Source organism: Leifsonia sp. NPDC102414 (assembly GCF_044765685.1).
Taxonomy (GTDB): domain Bacteria; phylum Actinomycetota; class Actinomycetes; order Actinomycetales; family Microbacteriaceae; genus Leifsonia.
In genome coordinates, this window is record NZ_JBIWKN010000003.1 from 57,770 (window position 1) to 82,592 (window position 24,823).

Below are 24,823 nucleotides of genomic sequence, written 5' to 3' on the forward strand. Positions count from 1 at the left end.
ATGGGCGGAATACTCCGTCCGTATCCGAGGGGAGCACGGGATGGACGCAGTCAACGAGCTGATCGCACAGACGGTGTCATCGCCGTGGATCTATCTGGTGGTCGCCGTCGTCGTCTTCGTCGACGCGTTCTTCCCTCCGGTGCCCAGCGAATCCGTGGTGATCGCGGCGGCCGCCGCGAGCATCACGCTCGGCCAGCCGAACATCGCGCTCATCGTGGCGTGCGCCGCGGTCGGTGCGATCGTCGGCGACAACGTCACGTTCGCGATCGGCCGGCGCGTCGGGGTCACCCGCTTCCGGTGGATGCGCCGGCCCAGGATGCAGGCGGCCGTCGGCTGGGCGCGCGCCGGTCTCGACCGCCGCGCCGCCGTGCTGCTGCTGACCGCGCGCTACATCCCGGTGGGCCGCGTCGCCGTGAACCTGGTGGCGGGGGCGTCCGGCTTCCCGCGGCGCCGGTTCTTCGGGCTTTCCGTCCTCGCCGGGCTGTCCTGGGCGGCGTACTCGGTTACGGTGGGACTGCTCGCAGGACACTGGCTGCACGGCAACCCGCTGCTCGGGATGCTCGCAGGCATCGCGATGGGACTGGCGACCGGTGTGCTCGTCGACGTGGGGATGCGGGTGGCCGCACGCAGGCGGGCGAAGCGGGCGGCCCGGACGGCGCCGGAAACGGAAACGGAGCCGGAGCCGGGACTGGAGCCCGTCCCGGGCACCCACCCCGCAGCAACGCCCCCCGGCGCACACGCAGGTGACCGCACGACGGGGTGGCAGCAGGCGGAACTGACGTCAACGCGACGTGCAGGACAGACGGAACGACGATGAGCGGATTGACGATGACGACCAACCAGCCCCCTCTGCGCAGCAGACTCGACGGCCCGCTCGTCCTCCTCTGGGGCGTCGGCTCGACCGCCGCGGTGGTGATCCTGGTGCTGACCTCCGCGCTCGGCTCCGCCGTCTATGGCATCCCCGTCGTCCTCGCGCTCGGTCTCGGCCTGGCGCAGGCGGCGTCCATCGTGCTCGCGATCGTCGCTCCGCGACCGGCCGTCGTGGTCTCCGTGGTCGCCTTGGTCGCTGCCGCCTTCGCATCCGTCCCCGACGGCGCGAGCCCATGGCCGATCGCCGTCCCATCGATCGTGGCGCAGTGCTTCGTGCTCGCGATCGCCACGCTGCGCTCGGATTGGCGGGTCGGCCTGGTCGGCTGGGCAGGGGGAGCCCTCGGCGGCATCCTGGTCGCGCTCATCGCGGCGCGGCCCCCTGCGACGTCCGGTGCTGTCATCGCCGACCTCATCGTCTTCGGCTCGGTCAGCGCTGCCGTGCTGCTCGGCGCGGTTCTCGTGACGAAATGGCAGGATGTCCGCCGCGAGCTGATGAGGGAGCAGCGGATCTCTGCCGCTGAGCTGTCGCGCCGCGAGCTCGCGGAGGAGCGCACCAGGATCGCCAGGGAACTGCACGACGTCGTCGCCCACGGCATGTCCGCCATCCAGGTGCAGGCCTCGAGCGCCCGTTACCGCATCCCGTCGTTGAGCGAGGAGGCGGCGGAGGAGTTCGACGACCTCGCGGCGACGGCCAGGGCCGCGATGGCCGAGATGCGCAGACTGCTCGGCGTGCTGCGCAGCGAGGACACCGTGGTGGAGACGGCGCCGCAGCCGGGGATCGGCGAGATCGCCGGCCTGGTGAGCCGCGCATCCCGTGCCGGCGGCAGCGTCGTCTTGGAGGACCGCCTGCCGGACACACCGCTCGACCCCGCGGTCTCACTGACGGTGTACCGCATCGTGCAGGAGGCGCTCAGCAACGTGGCCAGGCACGCCACGGGAGCCGCGACCGTCGTGCGGCTCGAACGGACGACGCAGACGGACGGCTCCGGCGACACGCTCGACGTCTCCGTGCGCAACGAGCGCGCCCCAGGACGCCCAGCCTCCGCCCCAGCGCCGGACTCGGGTGGACACGGGATCAGGGGGATGCGCGAGCGCACCGCTCTGCTGGGTGGCAGGCTGGAGGCGGAACGCACGGACGACGGCGGCTTCGTCGTCCTGGCCAGCATCCCGGTCCCGTTGAAAGGAACAGCATGACCATCACCGTGCTCATCGCCGACGATCAGGCGATGGTGCGGGCAGGGTTCGCCGCCATTCTCGACGCGCAGGACGACATCACGGTCGTCGGCCAGGCGGCGGACGGCGAGGAAGCCGTCGCGCTCGCCAGACGCCTGAAGCCGGACCTGGTGCTGATGGATGTCCGGATGCCCGGAATGAACGGCATCGACGCCACGAGGGAGCTCGTCCACCCGACCACCAGGGGCGAACCGCATCAGCCGCTCGTCCTGGTACTCACGACTTTCGACGCGGACGACTATGTGCACGAGGCGCTGTCGGCCGGCGCGAGCGGGTTCCTCCTCAAAGACGCGACACCGGGCGACCTCGTGCAGGCGGTGCGGGTGGTGGCGGCAGGGGATGCGCTCCTCTCGCCGCGCGTGACCAAACGCCTGCTCGAACGGTTCGCGGCGCAGCGCCCCGCCGGGACGCGGCACGCGCTCCAGCTCGCCGACCTCACCGAACGGGAGCGCGAGATCCTGGTGCTGATCGGCAGGGGCCGCTCCAACGGCGAGATCGCGGCCGAGCTGTTCATCGCGGAGCAGACGGTGAAGACCCACGTCAGCCGCATTTTCAGCAAGCTGGGCCTGCGCGACCGCGTGCACGCGGTGATCCTGGCGTTCGACGCCGGGCTGGTCGAGCCGGCGCCGTAGCCACGTCGCGGAGTCCACGCACCCCATACGGCGGTACGGGATGCGATTGGCTCCGCGGACGGACGACCCCGCCGAAACCCCGTTGAGACGCTTCCCCCGACGGCCCACCGCGGGCCGGACGGGAGAGATGGCATGTCGCGCTCGATGGTGGCGGAGGAATCGCGTGCTCTGCACGGCGGGGTTCCGGATGGGGTGCACGCTGGGGTGTCCGGCGGGGTGGGGGTCCGTTGTGAAGCTGGAATCGAGCGTGCCGCATCCACTCGGGACGCGGCGGTCGACATCGCCAGGGCGGGGTGCCTGGTGGTCGTCGTGCTGCTGCACGCGCTGATGGTCGGGGTGAGCGTGTCCGGTGGCGCCCCCGTGCTGCAGAACGCACTCGACGGCTGGCCAGGGCTCGCACCGCTGACCTGGCTGGCGCAGGTCATGCCGCTGTTCTTCGTGCTCGGCGGGTTCTCCAGCTTCCTCCACTGGTCAGGGATGCGCGACAGAGGCACTGCGCCGGCCGCATACCTCGCCGGGCGGATGCGACGGCTGCTGCTGCCGGCCGTGGCCGCCATCGCCGCCTCCGCCGTCGCGCTCTCGGTGCTCACGCTGTGCGGGGTGCCGTCGTCGATGGTCGCCACGGCGGGATTCCGGCTGAGTCAGCCGCTCTGGTTCCTCGGGGTGTACCTGCTGTGCACCGCAGCAGTGCCGCTGATGGTCGCCGCGCACCTGCGGTTCCCGATCCGGACAGTGGCGGTGCTCGCGGCGCTCGCGGTGGGCGTCGACATCGTTCGCGCATCCACGGGGCTGACGGCGATCGGCTTCGCCAACCTGCTGTTCGTCTGGCTCCTGGTGCAGCAGCTGGGCTTCTGGCTGGCGGACGGCACGGTCGCTTCGCTCTCCCGCCGGACGCGCGGCGCAATCGCCGTCGGCGCCCTCGGGACGCTGGTCGTGCTCGCGGCCACGGGCGTGTACTCCTTCGACCTCCTCGCCAACCTCAACCCGCCGACGTTCGCCCTGGTCCTGCTCGGCGTCGCCCAGCTGAGCGTCTTCGACCTCGCCCGTCCTGCCCTGCGCCTCCTGGCGGGCACCCGGATGCTCGCCACGGTCGTCCGCGCGATCAACGCCCGCGCGATGACCATCTACTCCTGGCACATGCTCGTGCTCATCGCGCTCGCCGGAGTGCTCCTGCTGTCCGGGATGCCGCTGCCGCAGCCGCGCACGGCGGACTGGTGGGCGACGCGCGGGCTGTGGCTGGCGGTCGTGGCCGTCGCGGTGACGGCGGTGGTCGCTGTCGCGGGACGGCTGGAGGCTGGGCGGGTGCAGTCTGGTCAGCGGACGGCACGGGTGCCGTCTCGTGCAGTGGGGGCGGCGCTGGTGGACGATGGCCGTTGGGCCGGTGCGCCGCGCGTCTGGCTGTCCGTCGCATCCGGAGCAGGAGGCGTTCTGGTGGTGCTGCTGGCCGGGTCGGCGGTGGCGGGCTGGGTCATCGGCTGCGCGCTGGTCGCCTGCGCCATCGTGCTGGCCAGGTCGGGCACGCCAGCCGCCGCGACCGCTGCGCGGATTCTGCCGTGAGCAGAATCCGCTGGAGGTGCGGGCGCGTCGGGGAGAGCGGGCCTAGGCTGGCGGACACGTCGACGAGACGAGGAGGGGACATGCTGCTCAGACATGCGATCGGGGCCGTGCTCCGGCGGTTGCGGCTGGAACGCGGAGAGACCCTGCGTCAGCTGTCCGAGACCGCCAGCGTCTCCATCCCGTACCTGTCGGAGATCGAGCGCGGCCGGAAGGAGGCGTCGTCCGAGATCCTCGCCACGCTGTGCCGCGTCTTCGACATCAGCGAGGGCGAACTGCTCACCAGAGTCGCCGCCGAATTCGCCGCAGCGGACCTCGTCCGTGTCCATCCCGCCCACACCACGCCTGTGCGCGAGCTCGCCCCTGCCGGGCACCTGGTCGCGTCCGCGCCAGGTGAGCTGCGTATCGCCGACGACCTGCGCACCGCCGACGAGCTGCGCATCGCCGACGAACACGGCCTCGCCGTCGGCGCTTCAGCCGACGTCCTGCTCGCGGCCTGACGGTCCTGCCCCGCCTGGCGCGCATCCACCACCGGACGCGCATCCGCCTTCGGGCTCGCGTCCGCCGCCTGGCCCGCATCCTCGGCCATGCGCTCGTCGGGGCGCGGCCTCTCGTCGCCCGAGTCGACGTGCAGCATAGGTCACCCTCTCGGTAGCGCCAGCGTCGAGCCGACCACGTGGTCGACGAAGCCGTATGACAGGGCTTCGTCGGCGGTGAACCAGCGGTCGCGGTCGCCGTCCTCGAGGATCTGCTCGATCGGCTTGCCGGTCTGGATACTGGTCAGCTCCGCCATGCGCCGCTTGAAGTAGAGGATCTGTTTCGCCTGGGTCTGGATGTCCGCCGATGTTCCGCCGAACCCGCCGTGCGGCTGGTGCATCACGACGCTCGCGTTCGGCAGCGCATACCGTTTGCCGACGGCGCCGGAGGAGAGCAGGAACTGTCCGGCCGACGCCGCGAAGCCGAGGGCGACCGTCGCGACGTCCGCCTGCACGAAGTTCATCGTGTCGAAGATCGCGAACGCCGCGGTGATCGAGCCGCCAGGAGAGTTGATGTAGAGGTAGATGTCCCTCTCCGACTCGATCGAGTTGAGGATGAGGAGCTGGGCGCAGATCTCGTTGGCCGAGTCGTCTGTGACCTCGCTTCCGAGGAAGACGATCCGCTCCTCGAGGAGGCGTTTGAAGATCAGCTGATCCGGTGTGTTGTCGGTCATTGTGCTCATGGGCCAATCCTGTGAGCGGAGGCTGCGCGGGCGCCAGCGTTTCTGCCCGGCGCGAATCTGCCGACGGCAGAGGGGACGAGCGCGAGGCAGGGAGCAGGCTGGATGAGCGCTGATTTCCGCTGCGGGCGTTGGAACAGTATCCTTGTCGAGCGCCTTCGATCACGAGAACACTGGTGGTCGGGAGCGCCAACGGCGAGTTACCCAAGCGGCCAAAGGGATCTGACTGTAAATCAGACTGCTCAGCATTCGGGGGTTCGAATCCCTCACTCGCCACATCGGTAGAAGAAGGGGCTCCCGCAGCAAATGCGGGAGCCCCTTCTTCGTCCATACGCGGTGGGTGTGCCGCCTGCGTGCGGCGGCGAGGGCTGCACGTCGGGGTCAGGCAGTTGCAGCAGGGTCGTCGTTACTGACGTCGAACCACTTTGCCGCTGAGCCGCCTTCCTCTTCCCAGTCCGACTCAGGCGACGTCCCCGGAGTCGGAACCGTGAAGGTGATCGCCGCGGCCGCCAGAGCCACCAGCGCCACCCGATCGGTCTCGCGCTCCGTCGCGTCGCGGAGTTCTGCCGCAAACCGTTCGTGATCTGCGACGACGCGCAACCCGATCTCGTGGAGGCGTTGCGCGATGACGCCCGCGAGGCCGGAGTTGAGCTCGGCGAGGTTGGTGTTCGATATCTCAAGCCGGCGGTCGGAGACCCGCACCTCGACCGTCGAGTAGCCGGCGCGATTGAGCGTGTCGCGCGTTTCCGGGCCGAGGATGGATTCGATCTCAGGGCGGGTAGGGCGGCGGGTGAAGACGGCCGAGACCGTGTAACGCTCCGGAGCATCCGGAGTCAGCAAAGTGGAGGGGAGAGCGTCGGCCAGCACAGCGCCGAGCCCCAGTTCCGCCACAGACGGGGAACCGATTTGTGCATTCATGATCGGACGTTACGCCTGCACACTGTGCCCCTTCCCAGCTTCCCTGGTGTGCGTGACGAGGTGGCGGACGCGCGTCGATTCTTGCAACTCGTCACCCGTCCCACACGCCCCCGGTGTCTGCCAGGCTGTCTTCATGCCTTCCAATGCCGAACTCCGGGATATCGCGCTCACCGTCGCCCGTCGCGCCGCCGACCTCGCATACCTGCGCAGGTCGGAGGGGGTGGAGATCGCCGCATCCAAGTCGTCGCTGACCGACATCGTGACGCGGGCGGACCGCGAAGTGGAGCACCTGGTGCGGGAGGCCATCGCGGCATCGCGGCCGCGCGACGGGTTCCTGGGGGAGGAGTCCGGCGGCGGTGAGGGGACGAGCGGGCTCACCTGGGTCGTCGATCCGATCGACGGGACCGTCAACTACTTCTACGGCATCCCGGCGTATGCGGTGAGCATCGCGGTCGTCGAAGGCGACCCCGATCCCGCCACCTGGCGCACCATCGCCGGCGCCGTCGTCAATCCGGCGAGCGGCGAGGCGTTCACGGCCTCGGCCGGGGGCGGGGCCAGGCTGAACGGCCGGGAACTGCACGTCAACCGGGATGTCCCTCTCGAACTCGGCCTCGTCGGCACGGGGTTCGGCTACGACGCCCGCAAACGGGAACGGCAGGCGGCGTTCGTGGCGCAGCTCATCGGTCAGGTGCGGGATGTGCGGCGCATCGGGGCGGCGTCGCTTGATCTGTGCAGCGTGGCGGCCGGGCGACTGGATGCGTACTTCGAGCGCGGACTCAACCCGTGGGATCACGCGGCGGGCGCCCTCGTCGCGCGCGAGGCCGGGGCGCTGGTCGGTGGGCTGGGAGGCGGACCGGAGGGGGAGGACCTGCTGGTGGCGGCGCCTCCCGGACTGTACGAGCAGCTGCATCCGCTCGCCGACGCCTTCTACTCGGAGTGGCGCTGATATACCGATCTGGCTGGATTTCTTGCGGAACGGTTTGGGAAGTCGGTTATCTTTTCGTTACATTGGGAGGGTTGCCCAGCATCAGTGCAAGGGCATTCCCCTGTGAACGTCTGAGAAAGATCGAAAGCCGACCGCTCCGTTGACTCCCGACCGCCCGACCTCCCCGATGCCCGCGCGCTCCAGCGAGACGTCGGCGACTCCGGATGCGGGCCAGCCGACCCGGCGGGAGCTCAGGGAGAAGGAGCGGGAGCTGGCGGCAGCTTCCGCGAAGGTCCCGCGTCGATCCCGCCACGAGCAGCCCCCGGCCCGGTCGACCCCCTCCAGCACGCGCCCCCGCGCCCGCACGGGCCTCAGCGTCACCGCCATGACCTTCGTCATGGCCATCGGCGTCGCCACCTCGGTCCCAGCTATGGCGCTCCTCACCGAGGAGGACGTCCGCATCCAGGCGCTCAAGGCCGAGTACGTCGCTCCGAGTGCGCCGTCCGGCTCTGTGCAAGACCTGGCCATGCCCGTGGAGGTCGGCGTCGCATCCATCGCCCGCGACGGCGTGCAGGTCAGCCCGAGGGAGAAGGTCGCCGGGCTCCGCTCGATGCGCATCGCCGACACGTTCACGAACAACCCCGGCGGCGCCGTCCAGTGGCCGTTCCCCGTCGGCGTGCCGATCTCCGACTGGTTCGGACCGCGGTCCGCGCCGACGGAGGGCGCATCCACGAACCACATGGGGGTCGACTTCACGCCGGGGTCCGGCGTCCCCATCCAGATCATGGCGGATGGCGTCGTACGCGAGGTGGTCAGCGGAGACAACGGCGGATGCGGCGTCAACGTCACGATCGACCACATGATCGGCGGTCAGCTCGTCAGCAGCAAGTATTGCCACATGCAGTCCGGCTCTGTCCGGGTGAGTGTCGGTCAGCAGGTTCGGGTGGCGGAGACGGTGGGGCTCGTCGGCAACACCGGTGTGTCGACCGGAGCGCACCTGCACTTCGAGATCCTGCTCGACGGCACCCGTCAGGTCGACCCCTATGCGTGGCTGAAGGCCAACGCGTCCTGACAACGACGAGATGCCAGCAACTGTGCTCGCATCACGGGGATGCGGCGCAGTTACTGGCATCTCGCCAGGCCGGTGGAGATCCTAGGCGCGGAGCCAGACCGTAGTGTCCTGGGGAAGCTCGCGGCCGATGAGGTCAGCACTCGCGAGGAGCACCTCACCGTCCGGTAGCGCCACCGGCCCTGTGCCGACGTTCGCCATCACGAACACATTCCCCGAACGGAATGCGAGCACATCCTGTCCCAGGTCAGCCCACTCCAGCGCGCCGAATGCGAGGTCGTGCTCGCGGCGCGCGGCCAGCGCATCCTGGTACATCGTGAGGGTCGAGCCCGCGACGCCCTCCTGGGTGTCGCGCGTGTACGACGCCCAGGATGCGGGCTGCGGCAGCCAGCTCGCGGCTCCCGGCCCGAAGCCGTACGAGGGCTCCGTGCCCTCCCAGGGCAGAGGAACGCGGCAGCCGTCGCGGCCGTACCGCTCGCCGTTGGTGCGGAACCAGGTCGGGTCCTGGCGCGCGGAGTCCGGCAGGTCGATCGCCTCAGGCAGCCCGAGTTCCTCGCCCTGGTACAGGTACGCAGAGCCCGGCAGTGCCAGCATCAGCGCTGTCGCGGCACGTGCCCTGCGGAGCGCGAACGCCGTGTCGGGGATGCCCGTGGACTTCGGGCCGATGCCGTGACCCTGCAGGTTCTCGCCCTCGAGGGCGAGCCGGGTGGCGTGGCGGACGACGTCGTGGTTGGACAGCACCCAGGTGCTCGGAGCACCGACGCTCGCGAACACCGAGATGGAGCGGTCGATCACCGTGCGAAGCGCTGCGGCGTCCCACGGCGTTTCGAGGTAGCCGAAGTTGAAGGTCTGCTGCATCTCGTCCGGGCGCACCCAGCGGGCCAGCTTCTCCAGCGGCTCGACCCAGGCCTCGCCGCAGAGCACGCGGTCGCCCTCGTACTCCTCGAGGACCGTGTGCCAGTCGCGGTAGATGGCGTGGACGCCGTCCTGCGCGAAGTACGGAGGAGTGGGCGGCTCCGTCGACGCGTGCGCGCCGATCTCGGGCTCCAGGGCGACGCCGCCCATGCTGCCCGCGTTGGCAGGGGGCGTGTAGTCGGGGAGGCCGGCCTCCTTGACCATGCCGTGCGCCACATCCACGCGGAAGCCGTCGACGCCGCGGTCGAGCCAGAACCGCAGAATGCTGCGGAACTGCTCCCACACCCAGGGGTTCTCCCAGTTGAGGTCGGGCTGCGACTTGTCGAACAGGTGCAGGTACCACTGCCCGGGGGTGCCGTCCTGCTCGGTGATGCGGGTCCAGGCCGCGCCGCCGAAGATCGACTCCCAGTTGTTCGGCGGCAGCTCTCCGTGCTCGCCATTGCCGTCGCGGAACATGTACCGCTCGCGCTCTTCGCTGCCGGGAGCAGCGGCCAGTGCGGCCTGGAACCAGGCGTGAGCGCTGGAGCTGTGATTCGGGACGATGTCGATGATGACGCGCAGGCCGAGGCTGTGCGCGCGCTCCAGCATCGTGTCGAAGTCGGCGAGCGTGCCGAACAGCGGGTCGACGTCGCAGTAGTCGGCGACGTCGTATCCGCCGTCGTTCTGCGGCGAGGTGAAGAACGGGGACAGCCAGACCGCATCCACCCCCAAGCTGCGGAGCGCAGGCAGGCGGTGGGTGATGCCGGGCAGGTCGCCCATGCCGTCACCGTCGGCGTCGGCGAACGAGCGCGGGTACACCTGGTAGATCACGGCGGAGCGCCACCACTCCCTGCCGGGGCTGCTCGGCGCCAGCGCGCCAGTGGATGCGGTCGGCTCAGCGGACGCGTTCTGTTCGGGCGCGGATGCGGGGGACGTGATGGTGATCACCTGTCTCGGAAGTGTGGGATGGATCGCGGCTCCGTTGGCGCTCACCCGACATGCTAGCTGCCCCCGCCTCAGCGCTGGATGTGCGCCGCCTGCCGGGAGTGGATGCGGTCTAGTCGCGCCAGTGCGACGGCCGGAGCAGGCCCTCGGGGAGGAGCGTGCGCGCATCCCCTCTGGAGGCGTTGACCTGCACCTGCGTGAGGTAGATCGCGGTGCGCAGGTCGGCGCCGGCGATGTTCGCGTCGCGCAGGTCGGCGCCGATGAGCTCGGCGAACGAGAGGTCCGCCCCGGACAGGTCGGCGGCGATCAGCAGCGCGCCGCGGAGTTCTGCGCCGCGCAGGTCGCGCCCGGCGAGTTTCGCGCCGAGCAGGTCGGCGCCGGGAGAGATGCGCCGATCGGGCACTGTGGCCGGCGCATTGGCCTCGCGGGTGAGGCGGCTCGCGATGCGCAGCAGCTCGGCGACGGGCGCGCGCAGGTCGTCGACGTCGACACCCAGGATGCGGTCGGCCGGCGCGTCAGCGACCAGCGCCACCTCGTCGCGCGCCGCATCCAGCTGGGGTCGCAGGGCGGTGGCTGCCGGCATCCGCGCGGCCTCGTCGATGTACCAGAGCAGTTCGTGAAGCTGGCGCATGATCGGGAAGACGGCGAACATCTCGCCGCGAAGCTCTGGGCGTTCGCGCCAGTCGCCGCCGTCGAAGGTGTGCTGGGTGACCTGCTGGCCCGCCCCGAAGCAGTCGAACACCGTGCACCCGCTGAAGCCGCGCTCGCGCAGCTCGGGGTGGATGCGGCAGCGGTGGTCGTCGTCGAGGTTCACGCACGGTTCGCCTGCCGCTTTGTCGAAGGCGAACTCGGAGGAACGGGCGAACGCGAGCGCGACGCAGCAGAGTCCGACGCACCGCGCGCAATCGGCGGCGAGGTCGGCGCGGTCGCCCCGTTCGATCGTCTGCATTTCTCCACACTATTCACACCGCGTAACTTCTCCACATCTTCAGGCGTTCCCGGAATAGGGCACAGGCACCCGCGTTAGCGTGAGAGCACGGTCAATCGACGCCATCGAAGGAGAACCACGAATGACAGCACCCCGCCGCACCATCGGATCGTCCGACCTCTCGGTCTTCCCCCTCTCGCTCGGGGGCAACGTCTTCGGCTGGACGGCCGACCAGGCCACCTCGTTCTCCGTCCTCGACGGCTACCTGGATGCCGGCGGAAACTTCATCGACACGGCCGACGGATACTCCGCCTGGGTGCCGGGCAACACGGGCGGCGACAGCGAGCGCATCCTGGGGCAGTGGTTCCAGGCGCGCGGAAACCGCGACGACGTCGTGCTCGCCACCAAGGTCAGCCAGCACCCCGACTTCAAGGGTCTCGCCGGCGACAACATCCTGCGCGCGGCCGACGCATCGCTGGAGCGCCTCGGCTCCGACCACATCGACCTCTACTACGCCCACTTCGACGACCAGACGGTTCCGCTGGAGGAGACCGTCGGCGCGCTGTCGAGCCTCGTCGACGCAGGCAAGGTGCGCTACATCGGCATCTCCAACTACTCCCCGGAGCGCATCGAGGAGTGGTTCTCGATCACCGAGGCGAACGGCCTCCACCGCGCCGTCGCCCTGCAGCCGCACTACAACTTGGTCGAGCGCGACTTCGAGGAGAAGTACCGTGCTCTGGCCGAGCGCGAGAACCTCGGCGTCGTGCCGTACTTCGCGCTCGCCGCCGGGTTCCTCACCGGCAAGTATCGTGACGGCGTCACGGTCGACAGCGCCCGCGCCGCCGGGGCGTCGACGTACCTCGACGACCGTGGCCGCTCCGTGCTCGACGCGCTCGACGAGGTCGCCGCTGCACACGACGCCTCCGTCGCCTCGGTCGCTCTCGCCTGGCTCGCCGCGCAGCCGACCGTCGTGGCGCCCATCGCGAGCGCACGCACCATCGACCAGCTGCCAGACCTCCTCGCCTCGGTGACTCTCGAGCTCACCGCCGACGAACTGGACGCGCTCACCGGCGCCTCCGAGGAGCGCGAAGCGGCCTGACCTGCGCGCGATCCGCCGGGCCTCGGCCAGGGGCGGCCCCCGCTCCGAACCGCGGCCCGGCGGGTGTACGAAGCACCCTCGCGCAGATGGTATTCTCTTACGGTTGCCAAAAACGCGAAGCGAAAGCTCGCAGGCTTCGCCCCCTTAGCTCATTGGTAGAGCACTTCCTTGGTAAGGAAGAGGTAGTGGGTCCGATTCCCACAGGGGGCTCCCTCCTCCCGACACACGTCAGCGGGAGGCAGCGGCGGGGTAGCTCAGGTGGTTAGAGCACACGGCTCATAATCGTGGTGTCGCGGGTTCGAGTCCCGCTCCCGCTACTGGCCCCGAGATCTCGCCATCTCGGGGCTTTTTTGCTGCCCGCTGCCGGACGAACTCCACGTCGTCGCGCCTTGCCGCGCAACAATAGACCCATGTCCGAGCTCACGTCGTCCGGTCTCAGCCATCGGCTGGTCAGGATGCGCGGCCGCGACCCCGAGGAGCAGCATCGGGCGGCGACGCCGCTCGAACTGCTCTTCGACCTCGCGTTCGTGGTCGCCTTCGGGCAGGCGGGCGACCAGCTCTCGCACCTCGTCGCCGGCGGGCACGTGCTGCCGGGGCTTGGCGCGTTCGCGTTCGCGATGTTCGCGATCTGCTGGGCGTGGATCAACTTCTCCTGGTTCGCGTCCGCCTACGACACCGACGACTGGTTCTACCGGGTCACCACGATGGTCCAGATGATCGGGGTGGTCGTGCTGGCGCTCGGCCTGCCTGCGATGTTCGCGTCCGTCGAGCACGGCGACGCGTTCGACAACGGTGTGATGGTCGCCGGGTATGTCGTGATGCGCATCGCGATGGTGGCCCAGTGGTTGCGGGCAGCCGCGCAGGACGAGAGCAGGAGGAGCGTCGCGCTGACCTACGCGGGCTTCGTGACCCTCGCGCAGATCGGCTGGGTGCTGCTGGCGTTCGCCGCCGTGCCGTTCGACACCGTCCTCATCCTGGCGCCGCTGCTGTTCATCGTCGAGTTAGGCGGGCCGATCATCGCCGAGGTGAGGCTCGGAGGCACGCCGTGGAACGCATCCCACATCGCGGAGCGGTATGGACTGTTGACGATCATCGCGCTCGGCGAGGTGCTGTTCGGCACCGTCACCTCGGTGGCCGCGCTGGTGGCGAAGCAGGGGTGGAGTGTCGACGCCGTGCTCGTCGTCGTCGCGGGGGTCGGGCTGACGTTCGGGCTGTGGTGGTCGTACTTCATCGTGCCGTCCGCGCAGGTCCTGCGCCGCCATCGACGGCGAGCGGTCGGATGGGGATACAGCCACATCGTCCTGTACGCGTCGATCGCGGCGACCGGCGCTGGGCTGCACGTCGTCGCCTACCTGGTGCAGGGCGAAGCGGCGATCGGCGAGACCGGCGCCATCCTCAGCGTCGCGATCCCCGTGCTGGTGTTCTCGATCGTCCTGTTCCTGCTCTACACGTATCTGATGCACGAGGGCGACCCGTTCCACCTCGGGCTGTTCGCCGGGACCGTCGCGATGCTCGCCGCTGCCGTCGTGGTCGCCGCCGTCGGTGGGCCGATCGGGGTGAGCCTCGTGCTGATCACGCTGTCGCCCGCCGTGGTGGTCGTCGGCTACGAGCTAGTCGGCCACCGGCACCAGGCCGCAGCCCTCGCGAGGCAGGCGCGGTAGAGCCACCGTGTCGAATTGAGTCCGGCGCTCTGTACAGTGCGTATAGCCGCGGTGATCTCGGCCGCACCTACGATCGCCGTGAGTCGAAGAACGAACAACACCGACTGAACGGGACGGAAGACGGACTATGAGCAGCATCGAACGTGACGTGGTGATCGTGGGCGCAGGCGCCTCCGGTCTGACAGCGGCCACCGAACTGAAGAAGGCCGGGCTCAGCGTCGCCGTGCTCGAAGCGCGCGACCGCGTCGGCGGACGGCTCTGGACCGACGACGTCGACGGCGTCACCCTGGAGATCGGCGGCCAGTGGGTCTCCCCCGATCAGGATGCGCTCATCGGCACCCTCGACGAGCTCGGCCTCGAGACGTACGAGCGCTACCGCGAAGGCACCAACATCTACATCAGCCCGACCGGAGAGCGCCGCACCTTCGACGGCGAGATCTTCCCCGTCCCGCCCAAGACCGAGCACGAGATCGTCAGCCTGATCGACAAGCTCGACGCGCTGGTGGCCGAGATCGACCCCGACCGGCCATGGGAGCACGCGAGAGCGGAAGAGCTCGACGAGATCTCGTTCCGCCGCTGGCTGGAGACCCAGACCGACGACGAAGAGGCCCGCCTCAACATCGGGATGTTCATCGCCGGCGCCATGCTCACCAAGCCTGCCCACTCGTTCTCCGCCCTGCAGGCGCTGCTGATGGCCGCATCCGCCGGAAGCTTCTCCAACCTCGTCGACGCCGACTTCATCCTGGACAAGCGGGTGAAGGGCGGTCTGCAGCAGGTGCCGCTGCTGCTCGCGGAACGACTCGGCGACGACCTGCACCTGAACGCGCCTGTGCGCGTGCTGCGCTGGGACGATGCGGGCGTGACCGCCGTCGCCGACGGCGTCGAGGTGAAGGCGCGGTTCGCGATCCTCGCCCTCCCTCCCGTGCTGATCAGCCGCATCTCATACGAGCCGCCGCTTCCCCGCCGCCAGCAGCAGCTGCACCAGCACCTGTCGATGGGCTTCGTCATCAAGGTGCACGCCGTCTACGAAACGCCGTTCTGGCGCGAGGACGGATACTCGGGAACGGCCTTCAGCCCGTACGAGGTGGTGCACGAGGCGTACGACAACTGCTACGACGGCGATCCCCGCGGCACCCTCGTCGGCTTCGTCTCCGACGAGGCGGCGGATGAGGTCTTCCGCCTGTCGCCAGAGGAGCGCAAGGCGCGCATCCTGGAGTCGTTGTCGCACTACTACGGGCCCAAGGCGCTCGACACGGTGGTCTACTACGAGAGCGACTGGGGCAGCGAGGAGTGGACCCGCGGTGCGTACGCCGCGAGCTTCGACATGGGCGGGCTCGCGCGCTACGGCGCCGATCTGCGCACTCCTGTCGGCCCCATCCACTTCTCCTGCAGCGACATGGCAGGCAAGGGCTACCAGCACGTCGACGGCGCGATCCGCGTCGGCCGCGAGACCGCTGCGGCCATCATCGCGAAGGCGTAGCGACTGCTCGCCTTCGCCCCAAAGCTGGGCGCGGCCCGTCGTGGAGTGCCGCGCCCGCCCCGGTCGCGTCCCGTCCGTCCGCGGACGGGGCGCGACCTAGACTGACCAGGTGGAAACGGGTCAGGTCATCGTCACGCTGCAAGATGTCGCCGACCGTGCTGGAGTCTCACGTTCCACGGCGTCGCTCGCCCTCGCAGGCAAGGGCAGGATGTCGGACACCACGCGTCAGCGGGTCCGCGCCGCGGCGGACGAGCTCGACTACGTCGTCAACATCATCGCCAGGAACCTGCGCACCGCGCGGTCCGGCGCTGTCGGACTGTATGTGCCGGACCAGACGCTGAGCTTCCGGTACTACATGGATGTGGCCTTCGGGGCCGTCGAGCGCGCCCAGGAGTCCGACCTGCTCGTCACCCTGATGCCCACTGCGTTCACACCGCGGTCGGGGATCACGGAGCAGCTGGACGGCTTCCTGGTCATCGACCCGGTCGACGACGACCTGATCGTGCAACGGCTCCTCGCGGGGCGCAGCCCCGTCGTCGCAGGCGAGCACGTCTCCGACGAGATGCGCGAGCCGTGGGCGACGGTGTTCGGCGACCACCGGGCCGGCATCAGGATGCTGCTCGACCACCTGTGGGAGCGCGGCAGCCGCAGACCGGCCGTGATGCTGCCCGACCCCGCCATGGCGTGGGGGCGCGAGATGGCGGACGGCTACTACGCCTGGTGCGCGGAGAAGGGCGTCGAGCCGCAGCGGCTGCTCGGCTGGTTCGACACGACGATGGATGAGGTGCGCGACGCGCTCGACGCTCTCCTGGCGGGGGAGGGGCGACCGGATGCGGTGATCACCGCACCCGAGGGGGTCGCGATCGTGGCGCTCGAGTCCATCCGTGCGGCGGGGCTGGAGCCCGGCCGAGACGTTCTGATCGCAAGCTATGTCGACAGCGATTCCCTGGCGGTTACGCAGCCCTCGATCACCGCGTTGGATCTCCGGCCGCGGGAGATGGGACGGCGGTGCATGGAGCTGCTGGTGCGCGCTCTGGAGGGCGGCGAGCGGGAGGACGTCGAGATCCCGATCAGCATCATCGAGCGCGGCTCGACAGCAGACGGCGTCCCCACCGCCTGATCGCACCCGGGTGACAGCGTACATTCGGTGCGCTCACAGCTTCGGAATCAGTTGTGAAGAATCGGTTTTGCAAAACGATTCTTTCGTGCATAATCGATTCACTTCACGAAATCGATCGAAACCTGTGACGCGCTCGAAACACGGGCTCCATACAGTCGGCTTACCGAATCGACCCAGAATCGACACCGAGCCGTTCAGATCACAGAATCAGCACTGACGCCTCGAGCAAAGGAGCCGGGCCCATGGGCCTCACCGACACCACCCCGACAGAGCCCGCCGACGTCGGCGGAGCATCCGGAGCATCCGCCGCCCCCGCCACCGGCAGCCTGCGCACCAACGCGCTCGGCACGGGCGGCATCGTATTCATGGTGATCTCCGCCGCGGCGCCGCTCACCATCGTCGCCGGAATCGCACCCCTCGCGATCCTGATCGGCGGCATCGCAGCGCCCCTGGTCTACACCGTGGCAGGAATCGTCCTCGGCATCTTCGCCGTCGCATTCATGGCCATGACGAAGTACGTCAGGGCCCTCGGCGGTTTCTACACCTACATCAGCGAGGCCCTGGGCAAGGCGGTCGGTCTCGCCTCCTCGTTCGTCGCGCTGTTCTCGTACAACGCTCTGCAGATCGGCCTGTACGGGCTGCTCGGAGCCCAGGGGCACGACCTGCTGAAGAACGAGTTCGGCATAGACGTGCCGTGGTGGGCCATCGCGATCGTCGGCGTGCTCGCGGTGTTCTTCGTCGCATACCGGGGCGTGGACGTCGGCGCGAAGGTGCTCGGTGTACTCCTCAGTTGCGAGGCGCTCATCCTGGTGATCTTCGCGGTGGCCGTGCTCGTCCAGGGCGGCGCGGAGGGCATCACCTTCGGCACCTTCAGCTGGGACGCGCTGCTCAATCCCGGCCTGCTGGGGATCTTCGGCTTCGGGTTCGCCGCCTTCATGGGTTTCGAGTCCACCACGCTCTACCGCGAGGAGGCGAGGAACCCGGAGAAGACCATCCCTAGGGCCACGTACATCTCGGTCGCGTTCATGGCGATCTTCTACGGCTTCGTGGTGTGGGCCGTCATCGTCGCGGTCGGAGAGTCGCACGTTCAAGAGGCGGCGTCGAAGGACGCGGCCGGACTCGTGTTCGCTCAGGCGGGGCACTATCTGGGGCCGTGGGCCGAACTCACGATGTACCTGCTCGTCATCACAAGCGTCTACGCCAGCCAGCTCGCGTTCCACAACGCGATCAACCGGTACACCTTCTCGCTCGCCCGCGACGGCGCCCTGCCGCGCATCCTGCACCGCACCAACCGCGCGGGCTCTCCGTGGATGTCCGGGCTCCTCCAGACGGCCATCGCGCTGGTCGTGATCGTATTCTTCGCAGCCATCGGCGGCGACCCGTACCTGCAGTTGCTGCTCTGGGTGAACAGCCCCGGCGTGCTCGGCGTGATTGCCCTGCAGATCATCACCTGCGTGGCCGTCGTGGTGTTCTTCGCTCGCAACCGCTCGCTGCCGCGGAAGTGGTACGTCATCCCGAGCGCCGTGGTCGCCGGCCTCGCAATGCTGGCCGTGCTCTACATCCTCTGCGCCAACCTCGACCTGCTGACGGCGGGCGGTCCCGTCGTCAACGCGATCATCCTGGCGTCCGTCGCCCTGGTGTTCGTGGTCGGACTGGTGCTCGCACTCGTCTGGAAGCGCACCCGCCCCGGTGTCTACCAGCGCATCGGCGGAGCATCGGAGGCGGCAGATGTCTGAGCGCTTCGATCTCGTCATCGTCGCCGAGACGGTGCTCACCCCGGACGTCATCGACGGCGCGGCGCAAGCCGGCAGGCTCGCCGTCGCCGTGCGCGACGGCCTGATCGCCGGGGTCGCCCCAGAGCGGGAGGCACGCGACGCCGGGTGGTTCGACCTCGCCGGCCGCGTGGTCGACGCCGGCGACGCCACGGTCGCAGCAGGCTTCGTGGATGCGCACATCCACCCGGTCATGGGGCTGCGGCTCACCAGGGGTCTCGACCTCTCCGGGATCACCGACCGTGTTGCCGTGCGCAGCGCGATCGACGATTACGTCGCCTCCTTGGACGGCGCCGGTTCCGACGCCGCCTCCGGCGACTGGGTGCTCGCCTGGGGGCTCGACCCCGCCGTGTTCGACGGCGGCGCGTTCGGCAACGATCTGCTCGACGGCGTCGACGGGGGCCGTCTGCTGTTCATCACCCTCTTCGACGGTCATTCCGCCCTCGCATCGACGGCGGCCGTCGCGGCCGCAGGCATCCGCGGCGACGAGGTGTTCCCCGACGCGTCGTCGCTCGGCCTCGACGAGGCCGGCCGCCCCAACGGGATGCTGTACGAGTTCGCCGCTCAGCAGCTCGTGCTCGCGCGCATCCCCGACCTGACCTTCGACGACAGGGTGGAGCAGTTGCGGCGTCTCCTGCGAGGGATGGCGGAGACGGGCATCGTGGCAGGGCAGATGCTCGACCTGATGGACCCGGATTCCTTCGACCTGTTCGCAGAGGCGGAGCGTCGCGGCGACCTGCCGATCTCCGTGCGGATCTCGCCGTCCCTGTTCCCTGGCTTCACGGACGCCGACCTGGAACGCTACGTCGGGTTCCAGTCGCTGGCCGGTCGCCGTTGGCACGTGCGCGGCGTCAAGCTGATGATCGACGGCACCATCGACAACGGAACGGCGTGGCTGTTCGAGCCGGACACCCGCGGCGAGTCGACGGAGTCGATCTGGCTCGATCCATCGGAATATCAGCGCGCGGTGCGCTTCTTCCACGAGCGGAGCATCCCGACCACGACGCACGCGATCGGCGACAAGGGCATCTCGTTCGTCGCAACGACGCTCGGCACGCTCACCCCGAACGGCACGCAGCACAGGATCGAGCACATCGAGACGCTGCCGGACGACGTGCTGGATCAGATCATGGCCGCGGGCGCAGCGGCGAGCATGCAGCCGACGCACTGCACGCACTACACGCGAGCGGACCACACCGACAACTGGTCGCAACGGCTCGGGGACGCACGCGCGGCATTGGCCTGGCGCACGCGTGACCTCAGGGAGCGCGGGGCGATCGTCACGCTGGGCTCCGACTGGCCGATCGCGCCGTACGATCCGCGCGGCATCCTGGCGGCCGCGCAGCTCCGGCGTCCTGCCGGTCGCCCCGAGATCGAACCGGTCGTCCCCGACCAGGCGCTCACCGCCCGCGCATCCCTGGAGGGGTACACCAGCGAGTACTGGCGCTCGGTCGGAGAGGCGGGCGGGATCATCGCGGTGGGGATGCCGGCGGACCTCACGGTGTTCGCCGACGACCCGCTGCACACCGACCCGGATGCGTTCGCCGAGACGGCTGTGCTGCTCACGGTGGTCGGCGGCGAAGTCGTGGTGGATGCAGTGGCGCTGGTGGATGCGGTGGCGCCGGCAGATGCGGTGGACGCTGGCGTGGGGGCGGCCGGGCAGTAAGCCGGCCGCCCCAGGGCGTCAGGCCGTCACGGCGTGTGGAACCGCCCGGCCGCCGCGTCCTCTGCCGACTGCTTCTTGAGGATGAAGTGCTGCTTCTTGCCCGTCGCCGTGTACGGCAGCTCGGTCACGAAGGCGTAGCGGCGCGGCCGCTTGTAGTCCGCGAGCGACACGCTCGCCCTGCAGTGCGCATCCAGGGCAGCAGCCGCCGACTCCGGATCCTCCAGCCTGCCCGTCCGCGGCTGCACGTACGCGACCACGATCTCGCCCCACTCCTCGTCGGGAAGACCGACGACGATGCTGTCCGCCACGTCGGGATGCGCCGCAAGCACCTCCTCCACCTGCACGGGATGCACGTTCTCACCGCCCGAGATGATCATGTCGTCCTTGCGCCCGATGATCGTGACGATCTCGTTCTCGTCCCAGCTGGCGAGGTCGCCCGGATACATCCAGGCCCCGCGGAACTTCCTGGCCTGCTCCTCGTCGTTGTGCATGTACGCGTAGCCGCTCTTGACCGTGCGCATGATGACCTCGCCGATCTCGTGGCCGTCCTTCTTGGCGAGGTCGTCAGGGGCGGCGATCCGGTCGTCGCCGTAGACCTTCACCACCGCCACGTCGTCGTCGAGGCAGGCGCGCCCTGCCGCTCCTGCCGCGTCCGGCAGATCCTCCGGACGCAGGTAGGTGTTCCAGAACGCCTCGGTCGTGCCGTAGCCGTTGGCGATCCGCTGGGTCAGCACCCGCTGGTAGCGGAGCGCCGCAGCCCGGTCGAGCGGGGCTCCCATCGTCACGATGCCGTGCAGGGACGACAGGTCGCGAGGACGCGCATCCTGAGCGTCGGCGAGCCGTTCCAGGTTCGTCGGCGCCCCGATCACGTACGTCAAGCGGTGGTCCTGGATGCTGTCCAGCACGAGGTCGGCGTCGAAGCGGGGGAGCGCGACCACCTCGGCGCCGACGTAGAACGCCGTGTTGGGGCCGGCGCAGTAGTTCCCCCCTCGGTGGAACCACGGCGACATGTTCATGGTCTTGTCGGTCGGGGCGAGCGGGAAGTGCATGATCACGTCGTGCGCCGTCAGCACCTCGTTGAGGCTGGTCAGCGGAACCGCCTTGGGCATCCCCGTGGTGCCGCTGGTGTAGAGGCGGGAGGTCTCGTCCCACACGGTCGCGCCCTCCGGCGCGCGGAACGACGGAGCGTCCGGCACGAGCAGGTCGTCGAACCGGATCGCGCCGTCGATGAGGCGGCCGTCTCCGACCCCTGCCAGGACGGCCGGGCGGTGCGCGGCGATGGCGAGCGCCGTCTCGACGTCGTCGGCGGCCGCCGTGTCGTAGACGAACACCGCTGGGCGGGAATCGTCCAGGATGTGCGCCGTCTCACCGGGCGCCAGGCGGAAGTTCATCGGCGAACTCACCGCACGCAGGCCTTGAGCCGCGACGTACAGGAAGGCGAACTCCGGGGTGTTCATGAGCTGGTACGCGACGATGTCGCCGACGCCGACGCCGTGCGCGGCCAGCCCGGCGACGAGGCTTCCCGTCACCCGGCCGAGTTCCGCGTATGTCCAGCTCCGGCCGGTGGGCGGGTCGGTGAGCGCCGGTCGGGACGCGTAGCGGTGGGTGTTTCGCTCCACGGCCGACGCGTATGTGAAGTGCTGTTCGAACACGGAACGGAGCGTGCTCGGGTCGTACTCGGTGTTCGGCTCCGCGACGGCTGGGTGCGATGGGTCGGTGAGGGTCATGTCTCTCCTCGGGTCGTGGCGTGGGTTCAGGCGTCCGTCGGGCGTCGACCCCGTTTCTCTTCTGTGGGGGGCGTGTTCCGTCCGAACTCGGACCAGAACGGGGGTGCGACGACGGTGAGCCCGCCGTCGACCACGAGCGTGTGGCCGGTGATGTAACCGGCGCCTGGGGATGCGAGGAAGCGCACGGCTTCGGCGATGTCGTCGACCGTGCCGAGCCTGCCGAGAGGGATGCGGGAGGTCATCGTGTCGAGGTCCGGCACGCCGTCGTGGCCATAGAAGTAGTGCAGGGAGTCGGTGTCGACGAGCCCGCCGTTCACCGCGTTCACCGTGATCCCGTCCCGGCCGAGCTCGGCGGCGATGTGCCTCGTCCACGATTCGACGGACGCCTTGTCGGAACCGATCGAGCCGTAGAGCGGGAAGGCACGGTGGCTGCCGTAGCTGGTGACGGCGACGATGCGTCCCCCGCGTCCTGCACCGGACCGTTCGTCCCGCATCCGTTCTGCTGCGCGCTGGGCGAGGAGCACGAACGAGCGAACATTGGTCGCCCAGGAGCGTTCGAGGTTCTGCGCGCTCAGCTCGGTGAACGGTTTGAACGCGGACGCCGCCGCGCTGGCGACGAGGACATCGAGGCCGGAGCCGGGCGGGAACTCATCGTCGAAGAGACGGTCGATGTCCTCCAGGCTCTCCAGCTCCAGCCGGTGAGCTCGCGCGGAGCCGCCGTCCGCCGCGATCCGCGAAACGAGTGCCTGAGCCTCGTCTTCCGATCGGCGGTACGTGAAGACGACGTCGGCACCGTCTGCGGCGAGCGACTCCACGATCCGGCGGCCGATGCCGCGCGACCCGCCGGTGACCAGCGCCCTGCGCGCTGGCGCGCGATCATTCGCGTTCTGCGCTCGGTTGGCGCGGTCGTTCGTGCCGTCAGTGCCGGCGGATCGGGTGTCGTTCGTCGTCGCTCCCGCTGAGTGAAGATGGGTCGTCGCGATGCTGCGTCGGCCAGTCTAGTCTCGGCGGAGGGTGCCTCCGCAACCGGCGGGTCAGACCGCGGGCTGCTGCTGCGTGATGCAGTGGATGCCGCCACCGCGGGCGAACAGCGGGCGTGCATCCACTGCCACGACGCGGCGGCCGGGGTATGCGTCGGCCAGGATCGCTGCCGCTTGGTCGTCGCGCTCGTCGCCGAAGCTGCAGGCGATGACGCCGTCGTTGACGAGCAGGTGGTTGATGTAGCTGTAGTCGGTCCAGCCGTCGTCGTCGCGGAGCGTAGCCGGCGCGGGGACCTCGATGATCTCGAGGGACCGGCCGGCCGCGTCCCGTGCCGCTTCGAGCGTCTCGCGGATCTCGCGCGTCACCGCGTGATCGGGATGCGCCTGGTCCGTCTGAGCGTGCAGCAGCACCACGCCGGGCCTGGCGAACGCGGCGACGATGTCGACGTGACCGCGCGTGCCGAAGCGCTCGGAGTCGCGGGTGAGGCCGCGCGGAAGCCAGATGGTCGTCGTCGCGCCGATGGTGCGCTCGAACTCCGCCTCCACGTCGCCGCGGGTGATGCCGGGGTTCCGTCCAGGGTCCAGTTGGACGGTCTCGGTCGCGAGCACGGTGCCCTCCCCGTCGACGTGGATGCCGCCGCCCTCGTTCACCAGGGCGCTCGAGACGATGGATGCTCCTGCCAGCTCGCCGACGACCTCGCCGATCCTCGCGTCCAGGTCCCACTGGGCCCAGTCCTGCGCGCCCCAGCCGTTGAACACCCAGTCGACGGCGCCGAGACGGCCGTCGTCGCCGACGACGAAGGTCGGGCCCATGTCGCGCATCCACGCGTCGTTGAGCGGCGCCTCGTGCACCTCGATGTCCGCCGACAGGTAGCGCGGGGCGATGGCGCGGTCGCGCGGGTCGATCACGACGGACACCGGCTCGAACTCTGCCGCGGCGTTCGCTACGGCCGCCCAGGTGCTGCGCGCCTCCTCTGCGTCCTCTTCTGTGTCGCCGAGCGTGTAGCCGGCCGTCGGGAAGGCGAGCCAGGTGCGCTCGTGCCGCGCACCCTCGTGGGGCATCCGCCAGCTCATCGGGTGGCCTCCGCTCCGAGCACGCCGTACGTGTCAGGGCGGCGCGTGGCGAGGAACGGGAACAGCGCCAGCCAGTCGCCGCGCTGCGGCAGGTCGAGGTCGACGACGAGCACCCCCTTCTCATCGCGCGGCGCCTCCGCCAGGATGCGGCCGTACGGGTCGCTCACGAACGACGAGCCGTAGAAGGTGTTGCCAGGGGTACCGTCCGGTCTGGTCTCCGACCCTGTGCGGTTCGGGACGACCATGAAGGTGCCGTTGGCGATGCCGTTGCCGACGATCACCTGGCGCCAGAGCGGCTGCGTGTCGAACTCCGGATGGTCGGGCTCCGAGCCGATCGCCGTCGGGTAGACCAGCACGTCGGCACCCTGCAGGCTGTACGCGCGGGCGACCTCGGGGAACCACTCGTCCCAGCAGGTCGGCAGGCCGAGACGGGCGGGAATGCCGGCGACCTCGTGCACGGGGTACGGCTGGTCGGCTGGACCGGCGCGGAAGTACTTGTCCTCGTAGTATCCGGCGGTGACCGGAATGTGCAGCTTGTGCGTGGTGGCGACGATCTCGCCGCTCGGGGCGACGATGATCGCGGTGTTGAGTCCACGGCCGTCCTCGTCGCCGGTGCGCTGGTAGAGCGACGCGTGCACGTAGACGCTGTTGGTGGCGGCGGCGCGCGCTGCCCAGGTGCGGGTCGGACCGGTCTCGAGGTCTTCGGCGAGCACGTCGGCGCGTCCGTCCGGAAGCGTGTCGGCCGGGTAGCGGGAGAGCGTCAGCTCGGGGAGGAAGACGATCTGCGCGCCCTCCTTCGCCGCCAGGGCCACCGCGCCGTCGAGCTCTGCTTCGAGCGCGGCGATGTCGGGCTGCCAGGCGTGCTGGACGACGCCGATGCGCAGGGGAGCAGCGTCGTCGCGGCTTCCCTGCACGCGGGCGAGGGAGGTGGGAGGGGTCGTCGCGCGGACGAGGGCGAAGGTCATCGTGGCCATCCGGTTTCTCGGGGAGCAGGTGCTAAAACGAATAGTGTTCGTTTATTATGCACAGGAGACGTGAATGATGGAAGAGGGGGCGCAGA

21 protein-coding genes and 3 tRNA genes are annotated in these 24,823 nt (G+C 69.5%); 16 read left to right on the top strand and 8 right to left on the bottom strand.

Annotated features, from left to right (window positions below):
• Nucleotides 1–40 precede the first annotated feature (40 nt).
• The 5 genes from ACIRCZ_RS13055 (at nt 41) to ACIRCZ_RS13075 (ending at nt 4,789) form a co-directional block, all read left to right on the top strand.
• Nucleotides 41–817 (top strand): DedA family protein, encoded by a 777-nt coding sequence (locus ACIRCZ_RS13055; RefSeq protein WP_402853776.1) that lies wholly within the window; start codon nt 41–43, stop codon nt 815–817.
• Nucleotides 814–2,064: a sensor histidine kinase gene (locus ACIRCZ_RS13060; RefSeq protein ID WP_402853779.1), complete on the top strand. Its 1,251-nt coding sequence runs from the start codon at nt 814–816 to the stop codon at nt 2,062–2,064. The genes ACIRCZ_RS13055 and ACIRCZ_RS13060 overlap by 4 nt, the downstream gene beginning before the upstream one ends.
• Nucleotides 2,061–2,735 carry a response regulator transcription factor gene (locus ACIRCZ_RS13065; RefSeq protein WP_055889902.1) on the top strand — a complete coding sequence of 225 codons (675 nt, stop codon included), beginning with the start codon at nt 2,061–2,063 and terminating at the stop codon, nt 2,733–2,735. The genes ACIRCZ_RS13060 and ACIRCZ_RS13065 overlap by 4 nt, the downstream gene beginning before the upstream one ends.
• Nucleotides 2,736–2,867: 132 nt before the next feature.
• The gene (locus ACIRCZ_RS13070; RefSeq protein WP_402853782.1) at nt 2,868–4,292 is read left to right on the top strand and encodes an acyltransferase; all 1,425 of its coding nucleotides are present in this window, start codon (nt 2,868–2,870) and stop codon (nt 4,290–4,292) included.
• An 80-nt stretch (nt 4,293–4,372) separates the two neighbouring features.
• Entirely contained in the window at nt 4,373–4,789 is a 417-nt protein-coding gene (locus tag ACIRCZ_RS13075) for a helix-turn-helix domain-containing protein (RefSeq protein ID WP_402853785.1), read from the top strand.
• Nucleotides 4,790–4,929: 140 nt separating this feature from the next.
• On the opposite strand, the gene ACIRCZ_RS13080 is transcribed toward ACIRCZ_RS13075, so the two are convergent.
• Nucleotides 4,930–5,499: an ATP-dependent Clp protease proteolytic subunit gene (locus ACIRCZ_RS13080; RefSeq protein WP_055889909.1), complete on the bottom strand. Its 570-nt coding sequence runs from the start codon at nt 5,497–5,499 to the stop codon at nt 4,930–4,932.
• Nucleotides 5,500–5,699: 200 nt separating this feature from the next.
• On the opposite strand from ACIRCZ_RS13080, the gene ACIRCZ_RS13085 reads away from it, so the two are divergent.
• Nucleotides 5,700–5,781, top strand: a tRNA-Tyr gene (locus ACIRCZ_RS13085).
• A gap of 105 nt (nt 5,782–5,886) precedes the next feature.
• On the opposite strand, the gene ACIRCZ_RS13090 is transcribed toward ACIRCZ_RS13085, so the two are convergent.
• The gene (locus ACIRCZ_RS13090) at nt 5,887–6,423 is read right to left on the bottom strand and encodes a hypothetical protein (protein WP_402853788.1); all 537 of its coding nucleotides are present in this window, start codon (nt 6,421–6,423) and stop codon (nt 5,887–5,889) included.
• Between the two features lie 133 nt (nt 6,424–6,556).
• Between ACIRCZ_RS13090 and ACIRCZ_RS13095 the strand changes: the two genes are divergently transcribed.
• Complete coding sequence (locus ACIRCZ_RS13095; RefSeq protein WP_402853790.1) at nt 6,557–7,369, top strand: inositol monophosphatase family protein; 813 nt, start codon at nt 6,557–6,559, stop codon at nt 7,367–7,369.
• 166 nt (nt 7,370–7,535) lie between these two features.
• Nucleotides 7,536–8,420, top strand: a complete 885-nt coding sequence (locus ACIRCZ_RS13100) for a M23 family metallopeptidase (protein ID WP_402853792.1) — start codon at nt 7,536–7,538, stop codon at nt 8,418–8,420.
• A gap of 81 nt (nt 8,421–8,501) precedes the next feature.
• Here the strand turns inward: ACIRCZ_RS13100 and ACIRCZ_RS13105 are convergent, their stop codons facing one another.
• Both ACIRCZ_RS13105 and ACIRCZ_RS13110 read right to left on the bottom strand, forming a co-directional pair.
• Entirely contained in the window at nt 8,502–10,250 is a 1,749-nt protein-coding gene (locus ACIRCZ_RS13105; protein WP_402854554.1) for a glycoside hydrolase family 13 protein, read from the bottom strand.
• 118 nt (nt 10,251–10,368) lie between these two features.
• On the bottom strand, nt 10,369–11,205 hold the full coding sequence (locus ACIRCZ_RS13110) for a pentapeptide repeat-containing protein (RefSeq protein WP_402853795.1): 837 nt from the start codon (nt 11,203–11,205) through the stop codon (nt 10,369–10,371).
• Nucleotides 11,206–11,326: 121 nt separating this feature from the next.
• Between ACIRCZ_RS13110 and ACIRCZ_RS13115 the strand changes: the two genes are divergently transcribed.
• From ACIRCZ_RS13115 to ACIRCZ_RS13150, 8 genes are all read left to right on the top strand, one after another.
• Nucleotides 11,327–12,283, top strand: coding sequence for an aldo/keto reductase (locus ACIRCZ_RS13115; RefSeq protein WP_402853798.1), 957 nt, complete (start codon nt 11,327–11,329; stop codon nt 12,281–12,283).
• Between the two features lie 138 nt (nt 12,284–12,421).
• A tRNA-Thr gene (locus tag ACIRCZ_RS13120) sits at nt 12,422–12,493 on the top strand.
• 33 nt (nt 12,494–12,526) lie between these two features.
• Nucleotides 12,527–12,600 (top strand) — tRNA-Met (locus ACIRCZ_RS13125).
• A 93-nt stretch (nt 12,601–12,693) separates the two neighbouring features.
• Nucleotides 12,694–13,944 carry a low temperature requirement protein A gene (locus ACIRCZ_RS13130; protein ID WP_402853801.1) on the top strand — a complete coding sequence of 417 codons (1,251 nt, stop codon included), beginning with the start codon at nt 12,694–12,696 and terminating at the stop codon, nt 13,942–13,944.
• A gap of 127 nt (nt 13,945–14,071) precedes the next feature.
• On the top strand, nt 14,072–15,424 hold the full coding sequence (locus ACIRCZ_RS13135; RefSeq protein ID WP_402853804.1) for a flavin monoamine oxidase family protein: 1,353 nt from the start codon (nt 14,072–14,074) through the stop codon (nt 15,422–15,424).
• 109 nt (nt 15,425–15,533) lie between these two features.
• Nucleotides 15,534–16,544: a LacI family DNA-binding transcriptional regulator gene (locus ACIRCZ_RS13140; RefSeq protein ID WP_055889929.1), complete on the top strand. Its 1,011-nt coding sequence runs from the start codon at nt 15,534–15,536 to the stop codon at nt 16,542–16,544.
• Between the two features lie 242 nt (nt 16,545–16,786).
• The gene (locus ACIRCZ_RS13145; protein ID WP_082581135.1) at nt 16,787–18,280 is read left to right on the top strand and encodes an APC family permease; all 1,494 of its coding nucleotides are present in this window, start codon (nt 16,787–16,789) and stop codon (nt 18,278–18,280) included.
• On the top strand, nt 18,273–19,982 hold the full coding sequence (locus ACIRCZ_RS13150) for an amidohydrolase (RefSeq protein WP_402853809.1): 1,710 nt from the start codon (nt 18,273–18,275) through the stop codon (nt 19,980–19,982). The genes ACIRCZ_RS13145 and ACIRCZ_RS13150 overlap by 8 nt, the downstream gene beginning before the upstream one ends.
• Before the next feature lie 26 nt (nt 19,983–20,008).
• Here the strand turns inward: ACIRCZ_RS13150 and ACIRCZ_RS13155 are convergent, their stop codons facing one another.
• Genes ACIRCZ_RS13155 through ACIRCZ_RS13170 form a run of 4 tightly spaced genes read right to left on the bottom strand, consistent with a single transcriptional unit; the run spans nt 20,009 to nt 24,737 of the window.
• Nucleotides 20,009–21,709, bottom strand: coding sequence for a class I adenylate-forming enzyme family protein (locus ACIRCZ_RS13155; protein WP_055889935.1), 1,701 nt, complete (start codon nt 21,707–21,709; stop codon nt 20,009–20,011).
• Between the two features lie 26 nt (nt 21,710–21,735).
• Nucleotides 21,736–22,692 (bottom strand): SDR family oxidoreductase, encoded by a 957-nt coding sequence (locus ACIRCZ_RS13160; RefSeq protein WP_321164217.1) that lies wholly within the window; start codon nt 22,690–22,692, stop codon nt 21,736–21,738.
• A gap of 51 nt (nt 22,693–22,743) precedes the next feature.
• Nucleotides 22,744–23,763, bottom strand: a complete 1,020-nt coding sequence (locus ACIRCZ_RS13165; RefSeq protein ID WP_402853812.1) for an agmatine/peptidylarginine deiminase — start codon at nt 23,761–23,763, stop codon at nt 22,744–22,746.
• Nucleotides 23,760–24,737, bottom strand: coding sequence for a nitrilase-related carbon-nitrogen hydrolase (locus ACIRCZ_RS13170; protein ID WP_402853815.1), 978 nt, complete (start codon nt 24,735–24,737; stop codon nt 23,760–23,762). Before ACIRCZ_RS13170 ends, ACIRCZ_RS13165 begins: the two co-directional genes overlap by 4 nt.
• Between the last annotated feature and the right edge of the window lie 86 nt (nt 24,738–24,823).

Excerpts from the sequence above, each read along its gene's own strand:
- ACIRCZ_RS13145 (WP_082581135.1), top strand. The coding sequence starts at position 16,787 with ATGGGCCTCACCGACACCACCCCGACAGAGCCCGCCGACGTCGGCGGA.
- ACIRCZ_RS13095 (WP_402853790.1), top strand. The coding sequence starts at position 6,557 with ATGCCTTCCAATGCCGAACTCCGGGATATCGCGCTCACCGTCGCCCGT.
- ACIRCZ_RS13070 (WP_402853782.1), top strand. The coding sequence starts at position 2,868 with ATGTCGCGCTCGATGGTGGCGGAGGAATCGCGTGCTCTGCACGGCGGG.
- ACIRCZ_RS13065 (WP_055889902.1), top strand. The coding sequence starts at position 2,061 with ATGACCATCACCGTGCTCATCGCCGACGATCAGGCGATGGTGCGGGCA.
- ACIRCZ_RS13110 (WP_402853795.1), bottom strand. The coding sequence starts at position 11,205 with ATGCAGACGATCGAACGGGGCGACCGCGCCGACCTCGCCGCCGATTGC.
- ACIRCZ_RS13100 (WP_402853792.1), top strand. The coding sequence starts at position 7,536 with ATGCCCGCGCGCTCCAGCGAGACGTCGGCGACTCCGGATGCGGGCCAG.
- ACIRCZ_RS13115 (WP_402853798.1), top strand. The coding sequence starts at position 11,327 with ATGACAGCACCCCGCCGCACCATCGGATCGTCCGACCTCTCGGTCTTC.
- ACIRCZ_RS13135 (WP_402853804.1), top strand. The coding sequence starts at position 14,072 with ATGAGCAGCATCGAACGTGACGTGGTGATCGTGGGCGCAGGCGCCTCC.
- ACIRCZ_RS13060 (WP_402853779.1), top strand. The coding sequence starts at position 814 with ATGAGCGGATTGACGATGACGACCAACCAGCCCCCTCTGCGCAGCAGA.
- ACIRCZ_RS13080 (WP_055889909.1), bottom strand. The coding sequence starts at position 5,499 with ATGACCGACAACACACCGGATCAGCTGATCTTCAAACGCCTCCTCGAG.
- ACIRCZ_RS13090 (WP_402853788.1), bottom strand. The coding sequence starts at position 6,423 with ATGAATGCACAAATCGGTTCCCCGTCTGTGGCGGAACTGGGGCTCGGC.
- ACIRCZ_RS13075 (WP_402853785.1), top strand. The coding sequence starts at position 4,373 with ATGCTGCTCAGACATGCGATCGGGGCCGTGCTCCGGCGGTTGCGGCTG.
- ACIRCZ_RS13165 (WP_402853812.1), bottom strand. The coding sequence starts at position 23,763 with ATGAGCTGGCGGATGCCCCACGAGGGTGCGCGGCACGAGCGCACCTGG.
- ACIRCZ_RS13170 (WP_402853815.1), bottom strand. The coding sequence starts at position 24,737 with ATGGCCACGATGACCTTCGCCCTCGTCCGCGCGACGACCCCTCCCACC.
- ACIRCZ_RS13130 (WP_402853801.1), top strand. The coding sequence starts at position 12,694 with ATGTCCGAGCTCACGTCGTCCGGTCTCAGCCATCGGCTGGTCAGGATG.
- ACIRCZ_RS13055 (WP_402853776.1), top strand. The coding sequence starts at position 41 with ATGGACGCAGTCAACGAGCTGATCGCACAGACGGTGTCATCGCCGTGG.
- ACIRCZ_RS13150 (WP_402853809.1), top strand. The coding sequence starts at position 18,273 with ATGTCTGAGCGCTTCGATCTCGTCATCGTCGCCGAGACGGTGCTCACC.
- ACIRCZ_RS13155 (WP_055889935.1), bottom strand. The coding sequence starts at position 21,709 with ATGACCCTCACCGACCCATCGCACCCAGCCGTCGCGGAGCCGAACACC.